23 protein-coding genes and 1 pseudogene are annotated in these 20,961 nt (G+C 59.6%); 15 read left to right on the top strand and 9 right to left on the bottom strand.

Annotated features, from left to right (window positions below; translation table 11 throughout):
• The first annotated feature begins 69 nt into the window (after nucleotides 1-69).
• The 7 genes from AACY42_RS01010 (at nucleotide 70) to AACY42_RS01040 (ending at nucleotide 4,690) form a co-directional block, all read left to right on the top strand.
• Nucleotides 70-642, top strand: a complete 573-nt coding sequence (locus AACY42_RS01010) for an Rnf-Nqr domain containing protein (protein WP_339475415.1) — start codon at nucleotides 70-72, stop codon at nucleotides 640-642.
• A complete protein-coding gene (gene rsxB / locus AACY42_RS01015) occupies nucleotides 639-1,658 on the top strand; it encodes an electron transport complex subunit RsxB (RefSeq protein WP_339475418.1) in 1,020 nt (339 codons plus the stop codon). Before AACY42_RS01010 ends, rsxB begins: the two co-directional genes overlap by 4 nt.
• Complete coding sequence (locus tag AACY42_RS01020) at nucleotides 1,645-2,631, top strand: RnfABCDGE type electron transport complex subunit D (protein ID WP_339475421.1); 987 nt, start codon at nucleotides 1,645-1,647, stop codon at nucleotides 2,629-2,631. The genes rsxB and AACY42_RS01020 overlap by 14 nt, the downstream gene beginning before the upstream one ends.
• Nucleotides 2,628-3,239: an RnfABCDGE type electron transport complex subunit G gene (locus tag AACY42_RS01025; RefSeq protein WP_339475424.1), complete on the top strand. Its 612-nt coding sequence runs from the start codon at nucleotides 2,628-2,630 to the stop codon at nucleotides 3,237-3,239. Before AACY42_RS01020 ends, AACY42_RS01025 begins: the two co-directional genes overlap by 4 nt.
• Nucleotides 3,232-3,765, top strand: coding sequence for an Rnf-Nqr domain containing protein (locus tag AACY42_RS01030; protein WP_339475426.1), 534 nt, complete (start codon nucleotides 3,232-3,234; stop codon nucleotides 3,763-3,765). Before AACY42_RS01025 ends, AACY42_RS01030 begins: the two co-directional genes overlap by 8 nt.
• Entirely contained in the window at nucleotides 3,762-4,400 is a 639-nt protein-coding gene (nth, locus tag AACY42_RS01035; RefSeq protein WP_339475428.1) for an endonuclease III, read from the top strand. The genes AACY42_RS01030 and nth overlap by 4 nt, the downstream gene beginning before the upstream one ends.
• A 107-nt stretch (nucleotides 4,401-4,507) precedes the next feature.
• Nucleotides 4,508-4,690 carry a PA3496 family putative envelope integrity protein gene (locus AACY42_RS01040; protein WP_339475430.1) on the top strand — a complete coding sequence of 61 codons (183 nt, stop codon included), beginning with the start codon at nucleotides 4,508-4,510 and terminating at the stop codon, nucleotides 4,688-4,690.
• A gap of 55 nt (nucleotides 4,691-4,745) precedes the next feature.
• On the opposite strand, the gene AACY42_RS01045 is transcribed toward AACY42_RS01040, so the two are convergent.
• Nucleotides 4,746-5,372, bottom strand: coding sequence for a response regulator transcription factor (locus AACY42_RS01045; RefSeq protein ID WP_003204939.1), 627 nt, complete (start codon nucleotides 5,370-5,372; stop codon nucleotides 4,746-4,748).
• A gap of 467 nt (nucleotides 5,373-5,839) precedes the next feature.
• Between AACY42_RS01045 and AACY42_RS01050 the strand changes: the two are divergent.
• A pseudogene (locus AACY42_RS01050) lies at nucleotides 5,840-6,097 on the top strand (hypothetical protein); the annotation flags it as partial.
• A gap of 319 nt (nucleotides 6,098-6,416) precedes the next feature.
• Here AACY42_RS01050 and AACY42_RS01055 read toward each other — a convergent pair.
• Both AACY42_RS01055 and AACY42_RS01060 read right to left on the bottom strand, forming a co-directional pair.
• Complete coding sequence (locus tag AACY42_RS01055; protein ID WP_339475434.1) at nucleotides 6,417-7,634, bottom strand: argininosuccinate synthase; 1,218 nt, start codon at nucleotides 7,632-7,634, stop codon at nucleotides 6,417-6,419.
• Between the two features lie 128 nt (nucleotides 7,635-7,762).
• Nucleotides 7,763-8,752, bottom strand: coding sequence for a flagellar protein MotY (locus AACY42_RS01060; RefSeq protein ID WP_339475436.1), 990 nt, complete (start codon nucleotides 8,750-8,752; stop codon nucleotides 7,763-7,765).
• A 190-nt stretch (nucleotides 8,753-8,942) separates the two neighbouring features.
• Here AACY42_RS01060 and pyrC point away from each other — a divergent pair, with 190 nt between their 5' ends.
• Together pyrC and rnt are read left to right on the top strand one after the other, a co-directional pair.
• The gene (gene pyrC, locus AACY42_RS01065; RefSeq protein WP_339475439.1) at nucleotides 8,943-9,989 is read left to right on the top strand and encodes a dihydroorotase; all 1,047 of its coding nucleotides are present in this window, start codon (nucleotides 8,943-8,945) and stop codon (nucleotides 9,987-9,989) included.
• Nucleotides 9,986-10,663: a ribonuclease T gene (rnt, locus tag AACY42_RS01070; RefSeq protein WP_003204947.1), complete on the top strand. Its 678-nt coding sequence runs from the start codon at nucleotides 9,986-9,988 to the stop codon at nucleotides 10,661-10,663. Before pyrC ends, rnt begins: the two co-directional genes overlap by 4 nt.
• A gap of 187 nt (nucleotides 10,664-10,850) precedes the next feature.
• Here the strand turns inward: rnt and AACY42_RS01075 are convergent, their stop codons facing one another.
• Entirely contained in the window at nucleotides 10,851-11,453 is a 603-nt protein-coding gene (locus AACY42_RS01075) for a peroxiredoxin (protein WP_339475442.1), read from the bottom strand.
• Nucleotides 11,454-11,766: 313 nt separating this feature from the next.
• Between AACY42_RS01075 and AACY42_RS01080 the strand changes: the two genes are divergently transcribed.
• Both AACY42_RS01080 and bfr read left to right on the top strand, forming a co-directional pair.
• Nucleotides 11,767-11,985, top strand: a complete 219-nt coding sequence (locus tag AACY42_RS01080) for a bacterioferritin-associated ferredoxin (protein ID WP_339475443.1) — start codon at nucleotides 11,767-11,769, stop codon at nucleotides 11,983-11,985.
• 208 nt (nucleotides 11,986-12,193) lie between these two features.
• Nucleotides 12,194-12,667: a bacterioferritin gene (gene bfr / locus AACY42_RS01085; protein WP_003178701.1), complete on the top strand. Its 474-nt coding sequence runs from the start codon at nucleotides 12,194-12,196 to the stop codon at nucleotides 12,665-12,667.
• A 121-nt stretch (nucleotides 12,668-12,788) separates the two neighbouring features.
• Here bfr and grxD read toward each other — a convergent pair whose 3' ends face one another.
• The 3 genes from grxD to AACY42_RS01100 all read right to left on the bottom strand — a co-directional run bounded on the left by grxD (nucleotide 12,789) and on the right by AACY42_RS01100 (nucleotide 15,747).
• On the bottom strand, nucleotides 12,789-13,130 hold the full coding sequence (grxD, locus tag AACY42_RS01090; protein WP_339475446.1) for a Grx4 family monothiol glutaredoxin: 342 nt from the start codon (nucleotides 13,128-13,130) through the stop codon (nucleotides 12,789-12,791).
• An 89-nt stretch (nucleotides 13,131-13,219) separates the two neighbouring features.
• Entirely contained in the window at nucleotides 13,220-15,328 is a 2,109-nt protein-coding gene (locus AACY42_RS01095; RefSeq protein WP_339475447.1) for a molybdopterin oxidoreductase family protein, read from the bottom strand.
• 131 nt (nucleotides 15,329-15,459) lie between these two features.
• Entirely contained in the window at nucleotides 15,460-15,747 is a 288-nt protein-coding gene (locus tag AACY42_RS01100) for a hypothetical protein (protein WP_339475449.1), read from the bottom strand.
• Nucleotides 15,748-16,150: 403 nt separating this feature from the next.
• On the opposite strand from AACY42_RS01100, the gene argF reads away from it, so the two are divergent.
• Together argF and AACY42_RS01110 are read left to right on the top strand one after the other, a co-directional pair.
• Complete coding sequence (gene argF, locus AACY42_RS01105) at nucleotides 16,151-17,071, top strand: ornithine carbamoyltransferase (protein ID WP_339475451.1); 921 nt, start codon at nucleotides 16,151-16,153, stop codon at nucleotides 17,069-17,071.
• Complete coding sequence (locus AACY42_RS01110) at nucleotides 17,068-18,171, top strand: ABC transporter ATP-binding protein (protein WP_339475452.1); 1,104 nt, start codon at nucleotides 17,068-17,070, stop codon at nucleotides 18,169-18,171. Before argF ends, AACY42_RS01110 begins: the two co-directional genes overlap by 4 nt.
• 126 nt (nucleotides 18,172-18,297) lie before the next feature.
• Here AACY42_RS01110 and AACY42_RS01115 read toward each other — a convergent pair whose 3' ends face one another.
• Nucleotides 18,298-19,080, bottom strand: coding sequence for a PhzF family phenazine biosynthesis protein (locus tag AACY42_RS01115; protein ID WP_339475454.1), 783 nt, complete (start codon nucleotides 19,078-19,080; stop codon nucleotides 18,298-18,300).
• A 162-nt stretch (nucleotides 19,081-19,242) separates the two neighbouring features.
• On the bottom strand, nucleotides 19,243-19,713 hold the full coding sequence (gene ybaK / locus AACY42_RS01120) for a Cys-tRNA(Pro) deacylase (protein WP_339475456.1): 471 nt from the start codon (nucleotides 19,711-19,713) through the stop codon (nucleotides 19,243-19,245).
• Between the two features lie 326 nt (nucleotides 19,714-20,039).
• On the opposite strand from ybaK, the gene AACY42_RS01125 reads away from it, so the two are divergent.
• On the top strand, nucleotides 20,040-20,891 hold the full coding sequence (locus AACY42_RS01125) for an MIP/aquaporin family protein (RefSeq protein WP_339475458.1): 852 nt from the start codon (nucleotides 20,040-20,042) through the stop codon (nucleotides 20,889-20,891).
• The last annotated feature ends 70 nt before the right edge of the window (nucleotides 20,892-20,961 follow it).

The following is a 20,961-nucleotide window of genomic DNA, read 5'->3' on the forward strand; positions in this document are numbered from 1 at the left end:
CTGGCCCACGCCCCCGGCGTGCCAGATAATGCCTAATCTTGTAACAGGCCCTTTGTCGCCAACACGCCCATGACCGAAATCGTCCTCACGCTGTTCAGCGCTGCCCTGATCAACAACCTGGTGTTGCACTGGCCGCTGGGCGTCAATCCGCTGCTGGCGGCCAATGGCAGGACGCAGGTACACGCCTTGGGGCTGGCGACGGCATGCCTGATGCTGATCGTTGGCACCCTGGGCTATCTGATCGATCATGGGCTGTTGGCGCCGACAAACCTGGTCTCGCTGCGCCTGTTGGCCTGGCTGTCCTTGAGTGTTTTGCTAATTGGCCCCTTGCTGCGCCTGCTGGCACGCTGGCGGCCGGCAATGTCGTTCGAGGGGTTGTGGCCGCTGTTGCTGGGTAATGCCGGCATACTGAGCGTCACGCTGCTCAACGGCCAGGATGAGCGAGGCCTGAGCCATGCCATTGCCCTGAGTCTGGGTGCCGGGCTGGGGTTCTGGCTGGTGCTGAGCCTGTTCGACGATCTGCGCCAGCGCACCTTTAATAATGATATTCCCTTGCCCTTTCGGGGCCTGCCGATTCAGTTGATCAGCGCCGGACTGATGGCGGTGGCCTTTCTCGGATTGCGCGGGCTGGTCAAAACATGAGCCTGATTCAACGTATCGACGCCCTGCTGCCGCAGACCCAATGTGGCAAGTGCGGCCATCCCGGGTGTAAGCCCTACGCCGAAGGCATCGCCCAGGGCGAGCCGATCAATAAATGTCCGCCCGGGGGCCGCGAAACCATCGCCGCCCTGGCCGAGCTGATGAAAATACCGGTGCTGGAGCTGGACACCAGCCGCGGCGTGGCCCCAGCGCAAATCGCTTTTATCCGTGAAGCCGAATGCATCGGCTGCACCAAATGCATCCAGGCCTGTCCGGTGGATGCGATTATCGGCGCCGCCAAGCTGATGCACACCGTCCTCATCGACGAATGCACAGGCTGCGATCTGTGCGTGGCGCCCTGCCCGGTCGATTGCATTGAAATGCACCCGCTGCCGACGGCAAACGTGCTGCCGATCGTCGGCGACCTGGCCTTCAGCGCCGAAGAACAGCAGGCGCGAACCGCCAAGCGCAATCATGCCCGGCGCCGCTTCAAACAACGCAATGTCCGCCTGCGCCGCGAAGAAGAGCAGCGCCAGGCTGAACGCCTGGCTCGAACCCAACGAGCAGCGCAGGCCCAGGCTCAAACCCAGGACCCGGCACTCGACCCCGTACAAGCGGCACTGGAGCGCGTGCGTGCGCAAAAAAACGCCACGGCCGATGCCGCCTTGAAAAAAGCCAAGGTCGACCTGGCCATGAGCCGGGCGCAGTTGAACAAATCCTTGAAAGCGTTCGGCCACCCGCCAACCTTCGAGCAGCAATCGCAACTGATCGTGCTGCAACGCCAGTTCGAAGCGGCCGAGCAGGCCCTGAGCCAACTGGAAAATGCCATACCCGCGACCGCGCCAGCCCCTGCACCGACGCAAAGCGCCGAGCTGAAGCGGGCCAAGATCCAACTGGCGATGCGTCGCGCTGAACTCAGCAAAGCCCGGGCAGCTACGGCATCGGATGAACAACTGCAGGCATTGGAACAAGCGGTGACGGATGCCGAACGCCAGGTGGACGCCCATGCCGCCTCTTGAGCCCATGGACGACCGGTTGCGCCAAGCAATGATGCGAGTGTTGCTGGCGACGCTGCCCGGCGTGTTGGCGTTGCTGTGGTTCCATGGCTGGGGCGTGGCGCTCAACCTGCTGTTGTCCGGCGTTACGGCGCTAGCAGTCGAAGCGTTGGTGCTGCGTCTGCGACGCCGACCATTCAAGCCCGACCTGAACGATGGCAGCGCCCTGGTCAGCGCCACGCTGCTGGCTCTGGCCCTGCCGGCCTATTGCCCCTGGTGGCTGACCGTCACGGCGGCCGCCTGCGCCTTGCTGTTGGGCAAGCACCTGTGGGGCGGCGTCGGCAGCAACCCGTTCAACCCGGCGATGCTCGGGTATGCCCTGGTACTGGTGGCGTTTCCGTCCCAGATGAGCCACTGGCCGGCCCTCCATGGCATGGGCCTGTCTGAAGGCCTGCAGCAGGTATTCGGCGTTCATCCGGAGCCCGACGCCTGGGCCGGGGCGACCGCACTGGACAGCCTGCGAATCAACACGAACCTGACCGTCGATGAACTGTTCGCCGACAATCCGGCGTTCGGGCGTTTCGGTGGCCGGGGTGTCGAATGGGTCAACCTGGCCTTCCTGGCGGGCGGTCTGTTTCTGCTGCAACAACGGGTGTTCAGTTGGCATGCACCCGTGGGCATGCTGGTGAGCCTGTCCATCGCCAGCCTGCTGTGTTGGAACGGTTCGGGTTCGGACTCCCATGGCTCGCCGCTGTTTCATCTGTTCAGCGGCGCAACCATGCTCGGCGCGTTTTTTATCGCGACCGAACCGGTCTCGGGTGCCAAGGTGCCTCTCGCTCGCCTGCTGTTTGGCGCGGGCATGGGATTGCTGGTCTATCTGATACGCACCTGGGGTGGCTACCCGGACGGCGTGGCATTCGCGGTGTTGTTGATGAACCTCGGCGTGCCGGCGCTGGACCGGTTTGCCGAAGCGCGACAACGGCGGCCACTGACATGAACAATCCCCTCGGCGTCGCAATCCTGACCTTGTTGATCGGCCTGGGTATCGGTGCCACTTACCTCACCCACCTCGGCACGGCCGGGCGCATCGAGGCCCAGCAGCAAACGCTGGCGAACAGGGCCTTGCTCGAGGTGCTGCCCACCGACCACTATGATAACCAGCCATTGACGCACCCCGTTGTCACAGCCTCGGTGCCCCTGGCCCATAGCACGCTGCTGGGTGGCTACCTGGCGACTCGCAGCGGCCAACCCAGCGCCGTGCTGCTGCGTAGCCAAGCGCTGGGCTATGAAGGCAGCATCGAATTGCTGGTCGCCATCGATCCACAGGGCCGGTTGCTGGGCGTCAAGACCCTGCGCCAATCCGAGACACCCGGATTGGGCGCGGCGATTGCCGGCTGGCCGAACGCCTGGTTGCAAACCTTCACGGGTAAATCACGCCAGGCGCCTGATGACAGCGGCTGGGCCTTGAAAAAGGACCAGGGGCAGTTCGATCAACTGGTAGGCGCGACAGTGACGTCCCGGGCGGTCCTCCAGGCTGTTCACGATGCGCTGCGTTACTTCGACGAGCACAAGGCTCAGTTGATGGGGGTGGCTGCGAATGAATAAGCCATGGGGGCTGACACACGGCCTGCTGCTCGTCCCATTGGTCGGCGCGAGCGATTCGCTGGTTGGCGCGCTGGGGTTATGGCTGGCCTGGGCTTTGGTTCTTTTCAGCCATGGCTTGGCAATGGGGCTTGTCCGGCAACGCCTGACAGTCGGTCAACGGCTGCTCGCCTCCATCGTATTGGCCGCGACCCTGACCACCTGCATTGGCCTTGTCGCCCAGGCTTGGGCGCTGGAGTTGTATCGACCGTTGAGCCTTTACGTTGGCTGGACCGCCCTGAGCTGCGTAGCACTGGAGCATGAGGGTTTCTTCGTTGAGTCTCGCTGGCCCGGACGCCTCAGACTGGCCGGGCAGTTTGGCCTTTTGATGATCAGTCTGGGTGCCATGCGTGGGCTGATTGGCAGCGGCCTGCCCCTGGCCCTGCTCGCCCCAGGCGGGTTCATTCTGCTCGGGCTGCTGTTGGCGGCCCGGCAGGCCTGGACGGTCGCCAAACCCCATTCATCCGTTGAGGAAACGCCGCGCCCATGAACGCCGCAAAACGCCTGGAAATATTTCGTCGCCTTCACGAAGACAACCCGGAACCGAAAACCGAACTGGCCTATTCCTCGCCGTTCGAGTTGCTGATCGCAGTCATCCTGTCAGCCCAGTCCACCGACGTCGGCGTCAATAAAGCCACGGCCAAACTTTATCCGGTGGCCAATACGCCGGAGGCGATCTACGCCTTGGGCGTCGAAGGACTGTCCGACTACATCAAGACCATCGGGCTGTTCAACAGTAAGGCCAAAAACGTGATCGAAACCTGCCGCCTGCTGATCGAGCGCCACGGCAGTGAGGTCCCTCAGACTCGTGAGGCGCTGGAAGCCCTTCCGGGGGTCGGCCGCAAAACCGCCAACGTCGTGCTCAATACCGCGTTTCGGCAGTTGACCATGGCGGTCGACACCCACATTTTCCGCGTCAGCAACCGCACCGGGCTGGCCCCCGGTAAAAACGTGGTGGAGGTCGAGAATAAACTGATGAAATTTGTTCCCAAGGATTTCCTGCTGGACTCCCATCACTGGCTCATCCTTCACGGGCGCTACGTTTGCCTGGCGCGCAAGCCTCGCTGCGGCAGCTGCCGAATCGAAGATTTATGCGAATACAAGCACAAGACCTCCGACGATTGAGGCGCCATTGCTTTTATCGATCCTTCGATTGAAAAAATCTTTTTTACCCGCCCGTGGTTTATCGATATAAGGAGCGCCAATGGCAGTCTTAGCCTGGAGTCGAACCCATGAGTGCTGGCAAAGAACAACTGGATGTAGAAGACGAATTCATCGCCGCTGAGGCCGACGACGTCGAACCTGTGGTCGCGGAAGTGGCGAAAACCAACCTGAGCAAGCGCCGCACCATTGATAACCTGCTGGAAGAGCGTCGCCTGCAGAAGCAACTGGCCGATTATGACTTTGACCTCTGACACGTAAAAGCCTCCCTGATGGAGGCTTTTTACTGAGTACGCGTGACCCGAAACCTCACACCAACCCATTGCGCTGCGCCAGTTCGATCAGGTCGACCAGCGAACGGGCATTGAGTTTCAATAACAGGCGCGTCTTGTAGGTACTGACGGTCTTGTTGCTCAAGAACATTCCATCGGCGATCTCCTTGTTGGTCTTTCCGCGCGCCAGTTGCTGCAAGACCATCATTTCCCGCCCTGATAGTCGATCGACCATATCCGACTCACTGGCATTACCCAGACTCGACCGCACCGTATGCAATGCCTGGTTGGGAAAGTAACTGTAACCGGACAGTACCGCCTTTATTGCACTCAGTAACTCGGTAAGATCCTGTTGCTTGCATACATACCCCGCCGCCCCCGTCTGCATGCAACGCATCGAAAAATGTCCCGGCGCCTGGGAAGTCAGCACCAACACTTTCATGGGTGATGGAATGGCCGTCAGGCGAGCAATGACTTCCAATCCGTCCAACTTCGGAATACCGATATCAAGAATGACAATATCGGGCATAAGTTCGCGAGCAAACTGTAACGCATCGACGCCATTATCGGTTTCGGCAACGACTTCATAACCATGACGCTCCATCAGCAAACGTACAGCAAGACGAATGACGGGATGATCATCCACGATCAGCACTTTATTCATGGGCAAATCCAACTTCGCTGTTCGAATTTTTAGAGCACGCACAATAGCCTAGTCATTTCTACCTTGGCATGCCGCCCCCCCCTGAACACTTGCACCGAGAGACAGAACCTACAAGCTATACAGAAAATTCCTACAAATCGCCGCAGAAAAAATGTGTCATGGATTTTTTACAGAGAAGGAATGACCTTTCTTAACAATCCGACAACCCTGTGAACAATGCGTTCTTTCACCGCCACACCCACCTATGGCCAACCCTTTGAAAATCTCCTCACTCATAGAAAGTAACTGAATTATTTACTCTTAAAACTGCCTTCCACTCACTTAGGGCGGGGGAATCATATATAAAACACACTCAGGCACCTGACATCCAACATGGGCAGCCACTGGACCGCGCCAATATTTTATTTGGCATGGACAACTACTTTCCAACCCACTCACCGAGCACAAACACTCCATGAGCATTAACCATGAACAAACCTTTGAAGACCATAACCAACCCCATGACCCTCATCGCCATATTCGCAACTTTATCCGAAACTTCCGCAGCGATTTCCCTGCCCTTTCTGGATGATCAGGATCGTGAATATTATCTCTGGTTCCTGATCAGCTTTCCTTTTTATCTACTGCTGCTTTTTTTCATAACGCTCAACTTCAATTATCGTTCCTTGTATTCACCGTCGGATTTTAGCAAGAGCAAACACTTCATAAAGTCCATGAATGATTCGCCCTGTCGACGCAAACGACAGCTAGGTCGGACGGACGAGGCCAACGCACTGCTGGTGATACGCTTTCATCGACGCAGGCGCGAACCAGACACCCTCTGTATCGTATGCAGCCAATCGAAACGCCCGATCGAGACCTGTCGATCAAGACATTTGAAACAAGCCAGCATCGTCGTGTACATCATCTACAGCAACGCAGACCAGGCAACGCGCGGACAGGATGAATGAGCGATCGGGGGCAGCGCCGCAGCAAAGGCCACACACAAAAAAAGCGCAAAAAAAAACGGCCTGCTCATGGCAGGCCGTTTTCACGTCATCAGGGTCAGAACAGCTTGCGACCCTTGTTCGCCGCGATGCGCATGCGCAGCGCATTGAGCTTGATGAAGCCGGCCGCGTCAGCCTGGTTGTAGGCACCGCCGTCTTCTTCGAAGGTCGCGATGTTGGCATCGAACAGCGAGTCGTCGGACTTGCGTCCGGTCACAATCACGTTGCCCTTGTACAGCTTCAGGCGCACGACACCGTTCACGTTGGTCTGGGAGGCGTCGATCATCTGTTGCAGCATCAGACGCTCTGGGCTCCACCAGTAGCCGGTGTAGATCAGGCTGGCGTACTTGGGCATCAACTCGTCTTTGAGGTGAGCCACTTCGCGGTCCAGGGTGATCGACTCGATCGCCCGGTGGGCGCGCAGCATGATGGTGCCGCCCGGGGTTTCGTAGCAGCCGCGGGACTTCATGCCCACATAGCGGTTCTCGACGATGTCCAGGCGACCGATGCCGTGTTCGCCACCGATGCGGTTCAGAGTCGCCAGCACGGTGGCCGGGCTCATGTCCACGCCGTCGAGTGCGACGATATCGCCATTGCGATAGGTCAACTCCAGGTATTGCGGGGTATCAGGAGCCTTCTCCGGGGAGACGGTCCAGCGCCACATGTCTTCTTCGTGCTCGGTCCAGGTGTCTTCCAGCACGCCGCCTTCATAGGAGATGTGCAGCAGGTTGGCATCCATCGAGTACGGGGATTTTTTCTTGCCGTGGCGCTCGATCGGAATCGCGTGCTTCTCGGCGTAGTCCATCAGTTTTTCACGGGACAGCAAGTCCCATTCACGCCACGGGGCAATGACTTTCACGCCCGGCTTGAGGGCATAGGCACCCAGTTCGAAACGCACCTGGTCGTTGCCTTTGCCGGTGGCGCCATGGGAAATGGCATCGGCGCCGGTTTCGTTGGCGATTTCGATCAGGCGCTTGGCGATTAACGGACGGGCGATGGACGTACCCAGCAGGTACTCGCCTTCGTAAACGGTGTTGGCGCGGAACATCGGGAACACGAAGTCGCGGACGAATTCTTCGCGCAGGTCATCGATGTAGATCTCTTTGACGCCCATGGCCTGGGCCTTGGCGCGTGCAGGCTCGACTTCTTCGCCCTGCCCCAGGTCAGCGGTGAAGGTCACCACTTCGCAGTTATAAGTGTCCTGCAGCCACTTGAGGATCACCGAAGTGTCCAGGCCGCCGGAATACGCCAGAACGACCTTGTTTACGTCCGCCATGCCATCACTCCACGGGTTGTACGGAAAGCCGGGAAGTCTAACGTCCAACGCAAATAATTTACAGAGGCGCGACAGCTTATGACGACGAAGCGACAGATTATGTCGAGCGTGCGACGATAAAAATCGACTCAGGACGTCCGCGCTGTCGTCCCAGCGGGCGTGACGGCGGGTGACTTGGCCGGCGTCGCGGTGGACGCCGGAGCCTTGGTAGGCGCCGCAGTGGGTGCGGGCTGCACGGCAGGTGCCTGCGGTGCTGGCGCTTCGGTCGGCGCCACGCGCTCCAGGCGCACGACCACACGACGATTCTTGGCACGGTTGGCGGCATTGCTGTTCCGCACCATGGGATAACGCTCGCCGTGGAAGCGCAGGGTAATCTGCGACTCCTGGAAGCCATTGGCCTTGAAGAAGTCCTGGACCGCCAGGGCCCGTCGGCGTGACAGCTCACGGTTGGTCAGGCGATTGCCGCTGTTGTCGGAGTGGCCGTCAAGCTCAACATGATTGACGCTCGGATCGGCCTTGATGAAGTCGAGCATCACCTGCAACTGAGCCTTGGCCTGGGCATCGAGCTCGACCGATTCGCCGGGGAAACCGATATGTGTCAGCTTCACCTGCTCGAAATTTTTCGGCAACAGTTTCGCCACGCAGCCTTGGTAGTCATTGAACGCCTTGCTGAAATGCACCGGCAGCAGGCGTACTTCCGAAACCCGCCCGTCCTCGGTGTTGCGGCGCACCACAGGGCTGCGACCTTCCATCAGTCCACTGATCAAGCGACCGGCCTGGACCTGGGAGCTGTTGAACAGTACGTCACCGCTACCGATCCTGACCGAACCCAGGTTGACATCACCCCGCCCCGGTTGCCACGGTGCGGCGGCCGCCAGCAAGGTTGCCGAACCGCCGCCAAGCATCGGGTTGTAGGTCTTGAGGCGAAACGTAGCCTGTTCGCCCGCCCGGCGTACGAATTCGCCACTGCCAAAATCAGTGACCGGCTGGCTCAACCGGCACTCGAACTTGTCGCCTTCGACCGTCCACTCAATGCTCTCCAGACGGGTCTGGAAAGTGAGCGCCATGGCGGGAAGGCTGGCAAACACACTGAGCAAGGCTAGATAACGCTGGCGCACGGGAGGCTCCACTGACTTTTATACAAAGATCGACGCATGCTGTGGGCATGACGCCTGTCCGGCGCACTGCACGGATTCGTGGCACACCTGTAGGAGCTATCGGTAAGTTGCGCCAGAACTTGATAGCGGGTGCCTGAATCGGTCTTTTCCGGTAGCATTCCCACAGTTTGACCCGCCTGGAAGACCCCCAATGTCCGACCGCCTGACCCTGCTGCGTCCCGACGACTGGCATATTCATCTTCGCGATGGTGCTGTGTTGACCCATACCGTCGCCGATGTCGCGCGCACCTTCGGGCGCGCAATCATCATGCCTAACCTGGTTCCGCCAGTGCGCAATGCCGCTGAGGCCGACGGCTATCGCCAGCGCATCCTCGCCGCACGCCCGGCTGGCAGCCGCTTCGAACCGCTGATGGTGCTGTACCTCACCGACCGCACCCAGCCCGAAGAGATCCGCGAGGCCAAGGCCAGCGGCTTCATCCACGCCGCCAAGCTGTACCCGGCCGGCGCGACCACCAACTCCGATTCCGGCGTCACCAGCATCGACAAGATCTTCCCGGCGCTGGAGGCCATGGCCGAAGTCGGCATGCCGTTGTTGATCCACGGTGAAGTCACCCGGGGCGACGTCGACGTGTTCGACCGCGAGAAAATCTTCATCGACGAGCACATGCGCCGCGTCGTGGAGCGCTTCCCGACCCTCAAGGTGGTGTTCGAACACATCACCACCGGCGACGCCGTGCAGTTCGTCAACGAGGCCCCGGCCAACGTCGGCGCGACCATTACAGCCCATCACCTGTTATACAACCGCAACCACATGCTGGTGGGCGGGATCCGGCCGCACTTCTATTGCCTGCCGATCCTCAAGCGCAACACTCACCAGGAAGCCCTGCTGGACGCCGCCACCAGCGGCAGCGCCAAGTTTTTCCTCGGCACCGACTCGGCACCCCACGCCCAGCACGCCAAGGAAGCGGCCTGCGGTTGCGCCGGTTGCTACACCGCCTATGCCGCCATCGAGATGTACGCCGAGGCGTTCGAACAGCGCAACGCGCTGGACAAACTCGAAGGTTTTGCCAGCCTGCACGGCCCCCGTTTCTACGGCCTGCCGGTGAACACCGATCGTATTACCCTGGTCCGCGATGAGTGGACCGCCCCCGCCAGCCTGCCTCTCGGCGATCTGGCTGTTATCCCGCTGCGCGCCGGTGAAAAACTGCGCTGGCGCCTGCTGGAGGAAAACGCGTGAGTGAAGATCATTTCGACGACGAACTGGACGGCAACGGTGGTTCGGGCGGCGCCCGTCACCCCATGGCTGCTCGGTTCCGTGGCTACCTGCCGGTGGTCGTCGACGTAGAAACCGGCGGTTTCAACTCCGCCACCGACGCCTTGCTGGAAATCGCCGCGACCACCATTGGTATGGACGAAAAAGGCTTTGTGTTCCCCGACCACACCTATTTCTTCCGTGTCGAACCGTTCGAAGGCGCCAACGTCGAAGCGGCAGCCCTGGAGTTCACCGGGATCAAGCTCGATCACCCGTTGCGCATGGCGGTTAGCGAAGAAACGGCCCTGACCGACATCTTCCGTGGCGTGCGCAAGGCGCTCAAGGCCAATGGGTGCAAGCGAGCGATCCTGGTCGGCCACAACAGCAGCTTCGACCTGGGCTTCCTCAACGCCGCCGTCGCGCGCCTGGACATGAAGCGCAACCCGTTCCACCCGTTCTCCAGCTTCGACACCGCGACCCTGGCTGGTCTGGCGTACGGCCAGACCGTCCTGGCCAAGGCCTGCCAGGCAGCCGACATCGATTTCGATGGCCGTGAAGCCCACTCGGCCCGTTACGACACCGAGAAGACCGCCGAGCTGTTCTGCGGCATCGTCAACCGGTGGAAAGAGATGGGTGGCTGGCAGGATTTCGACGACTAAGAGAGCGCAGCTGTGGCGAGGCGGGACTGCCCTGTAGGAAGTGCCGCAGGCTGCGATCTTTTGATCTAGGCTTGCACCCAGGACTCACTGGCTTAGGAAAAATCGCAGCCTCGTTGCACTCGGCAGCTCCTACACACCCATAAAAAAACCGGCCATCGTGGGCCGGTTTTTTTATGCCAGGGTGCGCTTACAGCTTGCCGCTGTGCTCGCCCAGGTAAGCAGCAACGCCTTCAGGCGAAGCGGTCATGCCCTTGTCGCCTTTTTTCCAGTTGGCCGGGCAGACTTCGCCGTGCTCTTCGTGGAATTGCAGCGCGTCGACCAGACGGATCAGTTCTTCCATGTTACGACCCAGTGGCAGGTCGTTGATGATCTGCGAACGGACAACGCCTTTGTCGTCGATCAGAAACGCGCCACGGAAGGCTACGCCGCCTTCGGACTCAACATCATAGGCCTTGGCGATTTCGTGCTTCATGTCGGCAGCCATGGTGTATTTCACCTGACCGATACCGCCATTGTTGATCGGGGTGTTGCGCCAGGCGTTGTGGGTGAAGTGCGAGTCGATCGAAACAGCGACCACTTCGACGTTGCGCGCCTTGAAATCATCCATGCGGTGATCCAGTGCGATCAGCTCGGACGGGCAGACGAAGGTGAAGTCCAGTGGATAGAAGAACACCAGGCCGTATTTGCCTTTGATGGCCGAGGACAGGGTGAAGCTATCAACGATTTCGCCGTTGCCGAGGACGGCTGGAACGGTGAAGTCTGGGGCTTGTTTGCCTACGAGTACGCTCATTGGATATCTCCTGATGTAATAGCGTGAGAACAAGGTCCGGGCCAGCCTGTCACCCTCAGGCGACAGCCCTGTGACACGAACCCGCTTGCAAGGGCCGACCATCATACACCGCGCATTTGGACTGTCTTCAACGGTTTTTCGGTGGCATCAAAAAATCGCCATCCGGTTGCATGCCGCATCAGCCGTCCTGGATAAACCGTTCGTCAGCCTGGCAACGCTCTGGCGCAAGACCTTGAGAAACAACTTTGACAATCATTCTCGTTAACATTAAGATCCATCCCAATTGAGTCACAACCAGCGACGGTTCTTACTTATGTACGTATGCCTCTGCACTGGCGTCACCGACGGGCAAATCCGCGAAGCGATCTACGAAGGTTGCTGCAGCTATCGCGAAGTCCGCCATGCCACCGGCGTAGCCAGCCAATGCGGCAAATGTGCCTGCCTGGCCAAGGAAGTGGTTCGTGAAACCCTCGCCAAAGTGCAAACGGCACAGGCCTCGATCCCTTACCCGGTAGAATTTAGCGCCGCGTAATAACGCGTAATAAACAGTTTTCAAAGAACCGGACCCAGCGTCCGGTTTTTTTATGCCTGTAAATCAAATGCTTAGCGTCCAGACGCGGAACACAAACATTCTTATTCCGATTAATTTTCATTTATTATTCAATAACTTAGGTTTGACACTCGTAAATGCGCGGCTCAAACTCAGCCCTATACACAGCTATTACAGGGCAGGCCTCATCATGAAAGGCGACATTACAGTCATCCAGCATCTCAACAAGATCCTTGCCAATGAGCTGGTCGCGATCAATCAATACTTCCTGCATGCACGCATGTATGAGGATTGGGGCCTGAACAAACTGGGCAAGCATGAGTATCACGAATCCATCGACGAGATGAAGCACGCGGACAAGCTGATCAAGCGCATCCTGTTCCTCGAAGGCCTGCCAAACGTCCAGGACCTGGGCAAGCTGCACATCGGCGAACACACCCGCGAGATGCTTGAGTGCGACCTGCGTATCGAACGTACCGGCCATGCTGACCTGAAGGCCGCTATTGCCCACTGCGAAAGCGTTGGCGACTTCGGTAGCCGCGAACTGCTGGAAGACATCCTCGAATCCGAGGAAGAGCACATCGACTGGCTGGAAACCCAATTGGGCCTGATCGACAAAGTCGGTCTTGAGAATTACCTGCAATCGCAGATGGGTGAAGAGTAAGCTTCCCCGAAAGCAAGCCACTAAAAAGCCCCGCCCTCTTTCGAGAGGCGGGGCTTTTTATTGCCTATCCCTGTGTGTCCGCATTCAGCCACAACCTACGTGGTGAATACGAATGTGTAGATCAGGCTTCGGTCTTGTTCGCCGCCACTTTTTCTACCGCTTCCTTGATCGTGGCCTGCAGAGAGCCGTCAGCGGCCATCTCGGTCATGATGTCGCTACCGCCGATCAGTTCACCACCCACCCACAGCTGTGGGAAGGTTGGCCAGTTGGCGTACTTGGGCAGGTTGGCGCGGATTTCCGGGTTCTGCAGGATGTCCACGTAGGCAAACTTCTCGCCACACGCCATCACAGCCTGAGCAGCCTTGGCCGAGAAACCGCACTGTGGCGCGTTCGGCGAGCCTTTCATGTAAAGCAGGATGGTGTTGTTGGCAATCTGGTCTTTAATCGTTTCGATGATATCCATGGAGCACCTCGGCTTAAAACTTTTGCGACTTAAGTTGTCGACACGGTGACGCATTGTAACGGAAAGCCGAACCTGCTCCAGAGACAATTTTACGCAGCCGCCACCTTCACCGGTACGCCGTTAAGCGCCGCGTTGCCGGACAACTCATCGAGCTGACAATCATCGGTCAGGTCGTTGGCGCTGGAGCCCGGCTGTCCGCTGGCAATGGTCATCTGCACGCCCGGCCGGGCATGGCCCCAGCCGTGGGGCAGGCTGACCACGCCTTTCATCATGTCCAGGCTGCCCAGCACCTCGACCTCGATGACGCCCACCCGCGAACTGACCGTGACCCGTTGCCCGTCGACAAGGCCCCGATAGGTGAGGTCATCCGGGTGCATCAGCAACTGATGACGCGGCTTGCCCTTCACCAGTCGATGGAAGTTATGCATCCAGGAGTTGTTACTGCGCACATGGCGACGGCCAATCATCAGCAACTCATCCGGTTTTGGCGCCTGCAACGCGGCAAAGCGCGCAAGGTCGGCAAGAATCACCGCTGGCGCGGCTTGCACCCGTTGGTTTTCGGTTTTCAGGCGCGCAGCCAGGTTGGGCTTGAGTGCGCCGAGGTCGATGCCATGGGGATGATCGAACAGGGTCGTCAGGGACAGCTTATGCGGCGAGGCGTCGCCATACGCCCCGCTACGCAGGCCGAAATCGATCATCTGCGCCGGCGGCATGGTCGGCTTGAGTTCCTTGCCGGTTCGGGCGGCAAAAGCCTTGGCCAGGCCGACGAAGATTTCCCAGTCGTGCAGCGCGCCCTCGGGCTTGGGCAGGATCGCCCGGTTGAAACGGGTCACGTTGCGTACCGCGAACAGGTTGAACGTGGTGTCGTAATGATCGTTCTCCAGGGCCGAGGTCGAGGGCAGGATCAGGTCGGCATAACGCGTGGTTTCGTTGATGTACAAATCGAGGCTGACCATGAACGCCAACCCGTCCAGGGCCTGCTCCAGTTGCCGCCCGTTGGGTGTAGACAGCACCGGGTTGCCGGCCACGGTAACCAGCGCACGGATCTGGCCTTCGCCCTCGGTGAGCATCTCCTCGGCCAGGGCCGATACCGGCAACTCCCCTGCATACTCGGGACGTCCGGACACCCGGCTCTGCCAACGGTTGAAATGCCCGCCCGAGGTGGTAGCCACCAGATCCACCGCCGGCTCGGTGCACAGTGCCCCGCCCACCCGATCAAGATTACCGGTGACCAGGTTGATCACCTGGATCAGCCAATGGCACAGCGTGCCAAACGCCTGGGTCGACACCCCCATCCGCCCATAGCACACCGCTGACGGCGCGGCGGCGAAGTCCCGGGCCAATTGCCGGATCTGCGCTGCCGGCACCGCACAGAGCGGGCTCATGGCTTCAGCCGTAAACGTGGTGACGGCCTCACGCACCTCGTCCAGGCCGTCCACCGGCAGGTGACTGTCTCGGGTCAAGCCTTCGCTGAACAATGTATTGAGCAAACCAAACAGCATCGCAGCATCACCGCCAGGGCGTACAAAGACATGCTGGTCGGCAATGGCCGCCGTTTCGCTGCGGCGCGGATCAACCACCACCACCTTGCCGCCACGGGCCTGGATCGCCTTGAGGCGCTTCTCCACGTCTGGCACGGTCATGATGCTGCCGTTGGAAGCCAGTGGGTTGCCGCCCAGGATCAGCATGAAGTCGGTTTGGTCGATGTCCGGAATCGGCAGCAGCAGGCCGTGACCGTACATCAGGTAGCTGGTCAGGTGATGGGGCAGTTGGTCTACCGAGGTCGCCGAGAAACGGCTGCGGGTTTTCAGCAGGCCCAGGAAATAGTTGCTGTGGGTCATCAGCCCATAGTTATGCACGCTGGGGTTGCCCTGGTAGACCGCCACCGCGTTCTGGCCGTGGCGCGCCTGGATATCCGCCAGGCGCTCGGCCACCAACGCGAAGGCATCGTCCCAGGCAATGGGTTGCCATTCATTGCCAACGCGCTGCATAGGCTGGCGCAAGCGATCCGGATCGTTCTGGATATCTTGCAGGGCCACCGCCTTGGGGCAGATGTGACCGCGACTGAAGGTGTCCAGTGCATCGCCCTTGATCGAGGTGATCGCCATGCCCTGGCCGTCGGTTTCAGTGGTTTCGAGGGTCAAGCCGCAGATGGCTTCACACAGGTGGCACGCACGGTGGTGGAGAGTCTTGGTCATGGCCAGTCTCTGTTTTATTCGTGGCGGGCGCTTTCGGCCGCGGGAACAAAACTATGGCGCGTGACTCCCGGCAGCGCCAGCGACGTTCGTCCTGTGAATTGCCGGGCATCAGGCCCACCGATGACAGCGCGTCAAGGCTGGCCGGGAGGCGGCGCCAGCATCTGAACTTCTTCGACGGTTTCCACCTGCTCCTGAGCAATGGGCACCCCCGTGAGCTCGCCAATCAGCCGCCAATGTTCATCGAGGCCGCTGCTGATAGTGGCCATGCGATCGATCATCCGGCGGCCCGCGGCCTTGGTCACCTCATCATCGCTGCGCAGCAATTCGAATGACATGGAAGTCATCGAAGCCGTCAGGTGCGTCAGCGAGCGTGCAGTCAGCCCCAGCAATTCCATCAATTGTTGCTCTTTCGAATCCATTTCAGGCTCCTGTGCCGCTGTGGCTCATTTATAACCCAGGCCTTTGCATTAGGAAATGTTTCACAACCACCGGCAGACCAGCGAAAGAATGAGATACCACGGCGTAAAACGCCCTCCATCCATGGCACGCCCGCCACACTTGATTGCCAAGCCAAGCAACGCCAGTGTACAAATGGGTCGCTGCTGTCAGGAAACCGGCCACGAACATGCCATCGCATTCGCGGGATGGCCTCGCTGAAATCCCCAAAAACCGTAGCCCTATTGGTAAGACGCGACATTTAATTATAAGATCGCGCCTTCCCCTATTTCGTCGCCCCGTGCGGCTTTTGCCGCAGGTCTCGCCCGTTTTTTGAATAAACAAGGCTTTGAGCATCTGCGGTCAGTTACAAAAAGGTAGTCAATCATGAGCGCTAGGCACTTTCTCTCCCTGATGGATTTAACGCCCGATGAGTTGCTCGGTGTGATCCGTCGAGGCGTGGAGCTCAAGCACCTGCGTAACCGCGGCGTACTGTTCGAGCCCTTGAAAAACCGCGTGCTGGGGATGATCTTCGAAAAGTCATCGACCCGCACCCGCATCTCTTTCGAAGCCGGCATGATCCAGCTGGGCGGCCAGGCGATCTTCCTATCGCCGCGCGACACCCAGCTAGGCCGTGGCGAACCGGTCAGCGATTGCGCCATCGTCATGTCGAGCATGCTCGACGCCGTGATGATCCGTACCTTTGCCCACAGCACCCTGACCGAGTTCGCGGCCCATTCCCGCGTCCCCGTCATCAATGGCCTGTCCGATGACCTGCACCCCTGCCAGTTGCTGGCCGACATGCAGACCTTCCTCGAGCAGCGCGGCTCGATCCAGGGCAAGACCGTGGCCTGGATCGGCGACGGCAACAACATGTGCAACAGCTACATAGAAGCGGCGATGCAATTCGACTTCCAACTGCGCATTGCCTGCCCTGAAGGTTATGACCCCAATGCCGAGCTGCTCGCCAAGGCCGGGGACCGGGTGACCATTGTGCGTGATCCGAAACAGGCCGTGGCCGGTGCGCACCTGGTGAGCACCGACGTCTGGACCTCCATGGGCCAGGAAGAAGAAACCGCCAAGCGTCTCAAGCTGTTCGCGCCGCTCCAGGTTAACCGGGCCTTGCTCGACCTGGCGGATGCCGACGTGCTGTTCATGCACTGCCTGCCGGCCCACCGTGGCGAGGAGATCAGCCTCGACTTGCTGGACGACCCGCGCTCGGTGGCCTGGGACCAGGCAGAAAATCGACTTCACGCGCAAAAGGCACTGCTCGAATTCCTTGTCGAGCCGGCGTATCACCACGCATGAGCCATTCGCTGCTGCTGAATTTGCATGACCTGGCCTGCGGCTACCAAAACCAGCGGGTCGTGCAAAACCTCAACCTGCACCTCAATGCCGGCGATATCGGTTGCCTGCTCGGTTCGTCCGGGTGCGGCAAGACCACCACGTTGCGCGCCATCGCCGGCTTCGAACCGGTGCACGAGGGTGAAATCCAACTGGCCGGGGAAACCATTTCCCGTGCCGGTTTCACCCTCGCCCCGGAAAAACGCCGTATCGGCATGGTGTTCCAGGACTATGCCCTGTTTCCCCACCTGAGCGTGGCCGAGAACATCGCCTTTGGCATTCGCAAGCATCCCGACAAGGATCGCGTCGTCGAAGAGTTGCTGGAACTGGTCAACCTGAAGCACCTGGGCAAGCGTTTTCCCCATGAGTTGTCCGGCGGCCAGCAACAGCGCGTAGCGCTGGCCCGCGCGCTGGCACCCGAACCACAACTGCTGTTGCTCGATGAGCCGTTCTCCAACCTCGATGGCGAGCTGCGACGCAAGCTCAGCCACGAAGTGCGGGATATTCTCAAGGCCCGCGGCACCAGCGCGATCCTGGTCACTCACGACCAGGAAGAAGCCTTCGCCGTGAGTGACCATGTCGGGGTATTCAAGGAAGGTCGACTGGAACAGTGGGACACGCCCTACAACCTGTATCACGAACCGCTGACGCCATTCGTCGCCAGCTTCATTGGCCAGGGTTACTTCATTCGCGGCCGGCTCGACAGCCCGGAATCGGTGCAAACCGAGTTGGGCACCCTGCGCGGTAACCGGGCCTACACCTGGCCCATCGGCGGTGCGGTGGATGTCTTGCTGCGCCCAGACGATATCGTCTACGCACCGGACAGCCCGCTCACCGCCAGTATTGTCGGCAAGACCTTCCTGGGCGCTTCAACCTTGTATCGCCTGCAATTGCCGACTGGCGCGCAACTGGAATCGATCTTCCCCAGCCACGCCGACCATCAGCTCGGGGACAGTGTCGGTATCCGCGTCGCCGCTGAACACTTGGTGCTGTTCCAGGCCTCGGGCAGCACCGCGGCGCACATCCCGCCGGTGGACAGTGGTGTGCGGCGCTATAGCCTGTAGGAGCTGACGAGTGGAACGAGGCTGCGATCTTTGCCCAGCCACTTGAATCTCAAGCGAAAGATCAAAAGATCAACAGATCGCAGGCTTCGCCAGCTCCTGCAGGGCGCAAACCAGCAGGGAATACCATCACCCCAGCATCAACGTCCCACTGGCCACCAACGTCGCATTCCCGCCGATCTTCACCCGCTCACCCTCCAACCGGCAGAACAACGCCCCGCCCCGGCTCGAGCATTGGTAAGCCGTCAGGCTGTGCTTGCCCAAGCGCTTGGACCAATAGGGAATCAGACTGCAGTGGGTCGAGCCGGTCACTGGGTCTTCGTGGATCCCGATCGCCGGGGCAAAATAGCGTGAGACAAAATCATGCTTGCTCCCCGGCGCGGTCACGATAGCGCCGGGCCAAGGCAGTTTTGCCAGGGCCGCCATGTCCGGCTTGCAATCGAGCACCGCTTGCTCCGACTCCAGCACCACGAACAGCTCATTGGAACTCAGCACATCCACAGCTGCGACACCCAGGGCACTCTGGACGGCCAAGGACGCCCCCAACCCGGCAGGCACGACGGCCGGAAAATCCAGCCACAGCCGATCGCCCTCGCGGGTAACGCTCAATGAACCGGACTGGCAGATGAAGTCCAGCCGCTCGGCGGTTTCGCGGTAGACCTCGAACAGTACATAAGCGGCGGCCAACGTGGCGTGTCCGCACAGCGGGACTTCGGTGGTGGGCGTGAACCAGCGGATATGCCAATGCTGGTCTTCACGTACCAGAAACGCGGTTTCCGCCAGATTATGTTCGGCGGCGATCTTCTGCATCAAGTCATCGGCAAGCCAGCCGTCGAGTCGATAGACCATCGCCGGGTTACCGCCGAACGGGCGGTCACTGAATGCATCGACCTGATGAAACGCAAGCTGCATGGCACTTCTCCTTTTCTTGAGGCGCCAGTATCCGGGGCAGCGGCACGGCTTATCCAGTGACAGATCAGCAGCATTTTCACCCTACAGCGTGGGATGGAAGAACTGACGCACAGCTTAGCCATTCACACCCTTGTGGCGAGACTTGCTCGTGCCTGGCTTTATTCAAGCACGCCCAATATCAGCAAACGTCGCCCCGGTGTGCGCCTTCAATACCGAAGGCGCCAACTCGACTTCCAAGCCGCGCCTTCCCGCACTGACAAACATACTGACGAGCGGCTGTGCGGAACTGTCGATAAAAGTGCGCAAGCGCTTCTTCTGCCCCAGCGGGCTGATCCCGCCAAGTAAATAGCCGGTCGAACGCTGCGCCGCAGTTGGGTCGGCCATCTCGACCTTCTTCACCCCGGCCGCATGGGCCAGGCCTTTCAAGTCCAGGCTTCCGGCTACGGGCACTACCGCCACCAACAGTTCACCCTTCTCACTGGCCGCCAACAACGTCTTGAACACCTGCGTCGGATCCAGCCCGAGCTTTTCCGCCGCTTCCAAACCGTAGGACGCGGCCTTGGGATCGTGTTCGTAACTGTGGATGCGATGTTCGGCGCGCACTTTCTTAAGCAGATCCAACGCGGGTGTCATGACTGCTCCTGGCAAGGAAATCAAAAAAAAAGAGTGGCCGGATTCTAAGCCATCGCCAGCGAAAAGGCTTGGGACGGGGGTCAGGAGTAGCGGTGACCCACCGCCAGAGGAAGAGTCATTCACGCCACGAATAGTTGAAATGTGACCGATGGTTCACTTTCGACCTTTGACACCAGCGTTTCTTGTCTATATTTTTTCGAAACTGAAAGTCGTATCACATGTCTCAAGCAGCAACCCGAGATCAGGATGGGGATCCTGCCTCGGTGGAGATCGCGCAATTGAGCTTTATCGAAGGCGCAGCAAAAGAACAAAAAACCGAGGTTTGAATGACAACTGCTTTACAACAGCCATCCCTGTCCAGCCAATGCCTGGCTGAATTCCTGGGCACTGCCCTGCTGATTTTTTTTGGCACCGGTTGCGTCGCGGCGCTCAAGGTTGCGGGTGCCAGCTTCGGTTTGTGGGAAATCAGCCTCATCTGGGGTGTCGGCGTCAGCATGGCGATCTATCTGAGCGCGGGCATTTCCGGCGCCCATCTCAACCCCGCCGTCAGCATTGCCCTGTGCATTTTCGCTGACTTCGAAAAGCGCAAGCTGCCTCTCTACATGATTTCCCAGGTGGCTGGCGCCTTCTGCGGCGCCCTCCTGGTCTACACGCTGTACAGCAACCTATTCTTCGATTTCGAACAGTCCCGACACATGATCCGCGGCACCGAAGCGAGCCTCGAACTCGCCTCGGTGTTTTCCACCTACCCGCACGCAGCGCTCTCCACCGGCCAAGCCTTCCTCGTGGAGGTGATCATCACGGCCATCCTGATGGGGGTGATCATGTCCCTGACCGATGACAACAATGGCTTACCCCGTGGCCCTCTGGCACCACTGCTGATCGGCCTGCTGATTGCGGTGATCGGCAGCTCCATGGGGCCGCTGACGGGTTTTGCGATGAACCCGGCGCGAGACTTCGGTCCTAAACTGATGACTTTCTTCGCTGGCTGGGGTGAAATTTCCCTCACGGGTGGACGCGACATCCCCTACTTCCTGGTTCCGATTTTTGCCCCGATTGTGGGTGCATGCCTCGGTGCCGCGGCCTATCGCGGCTTGATTGCCCGGCACCTGCCCAGCGCCATAACTGCTACAAAGGATGCAGAACCGGCCATTGACGGCAAGCCCAGAACATCCTGAAACAGTCGGCGCAGGCTCCTGCCACTCCAGCCTGCGCCGTGGCTTCTTCCTTTTACGTCCCAAGGCAATC

This window comes from Pseudomonas sp. RL_5y_Pfl2_73, from assembly GCF_963970515.1.
GTDB lineage: Bacteria > Pseudomonadota > Gammaproteobacteria > Pseudomonadales > Pseudomonadaceae > Aquipseudomonas.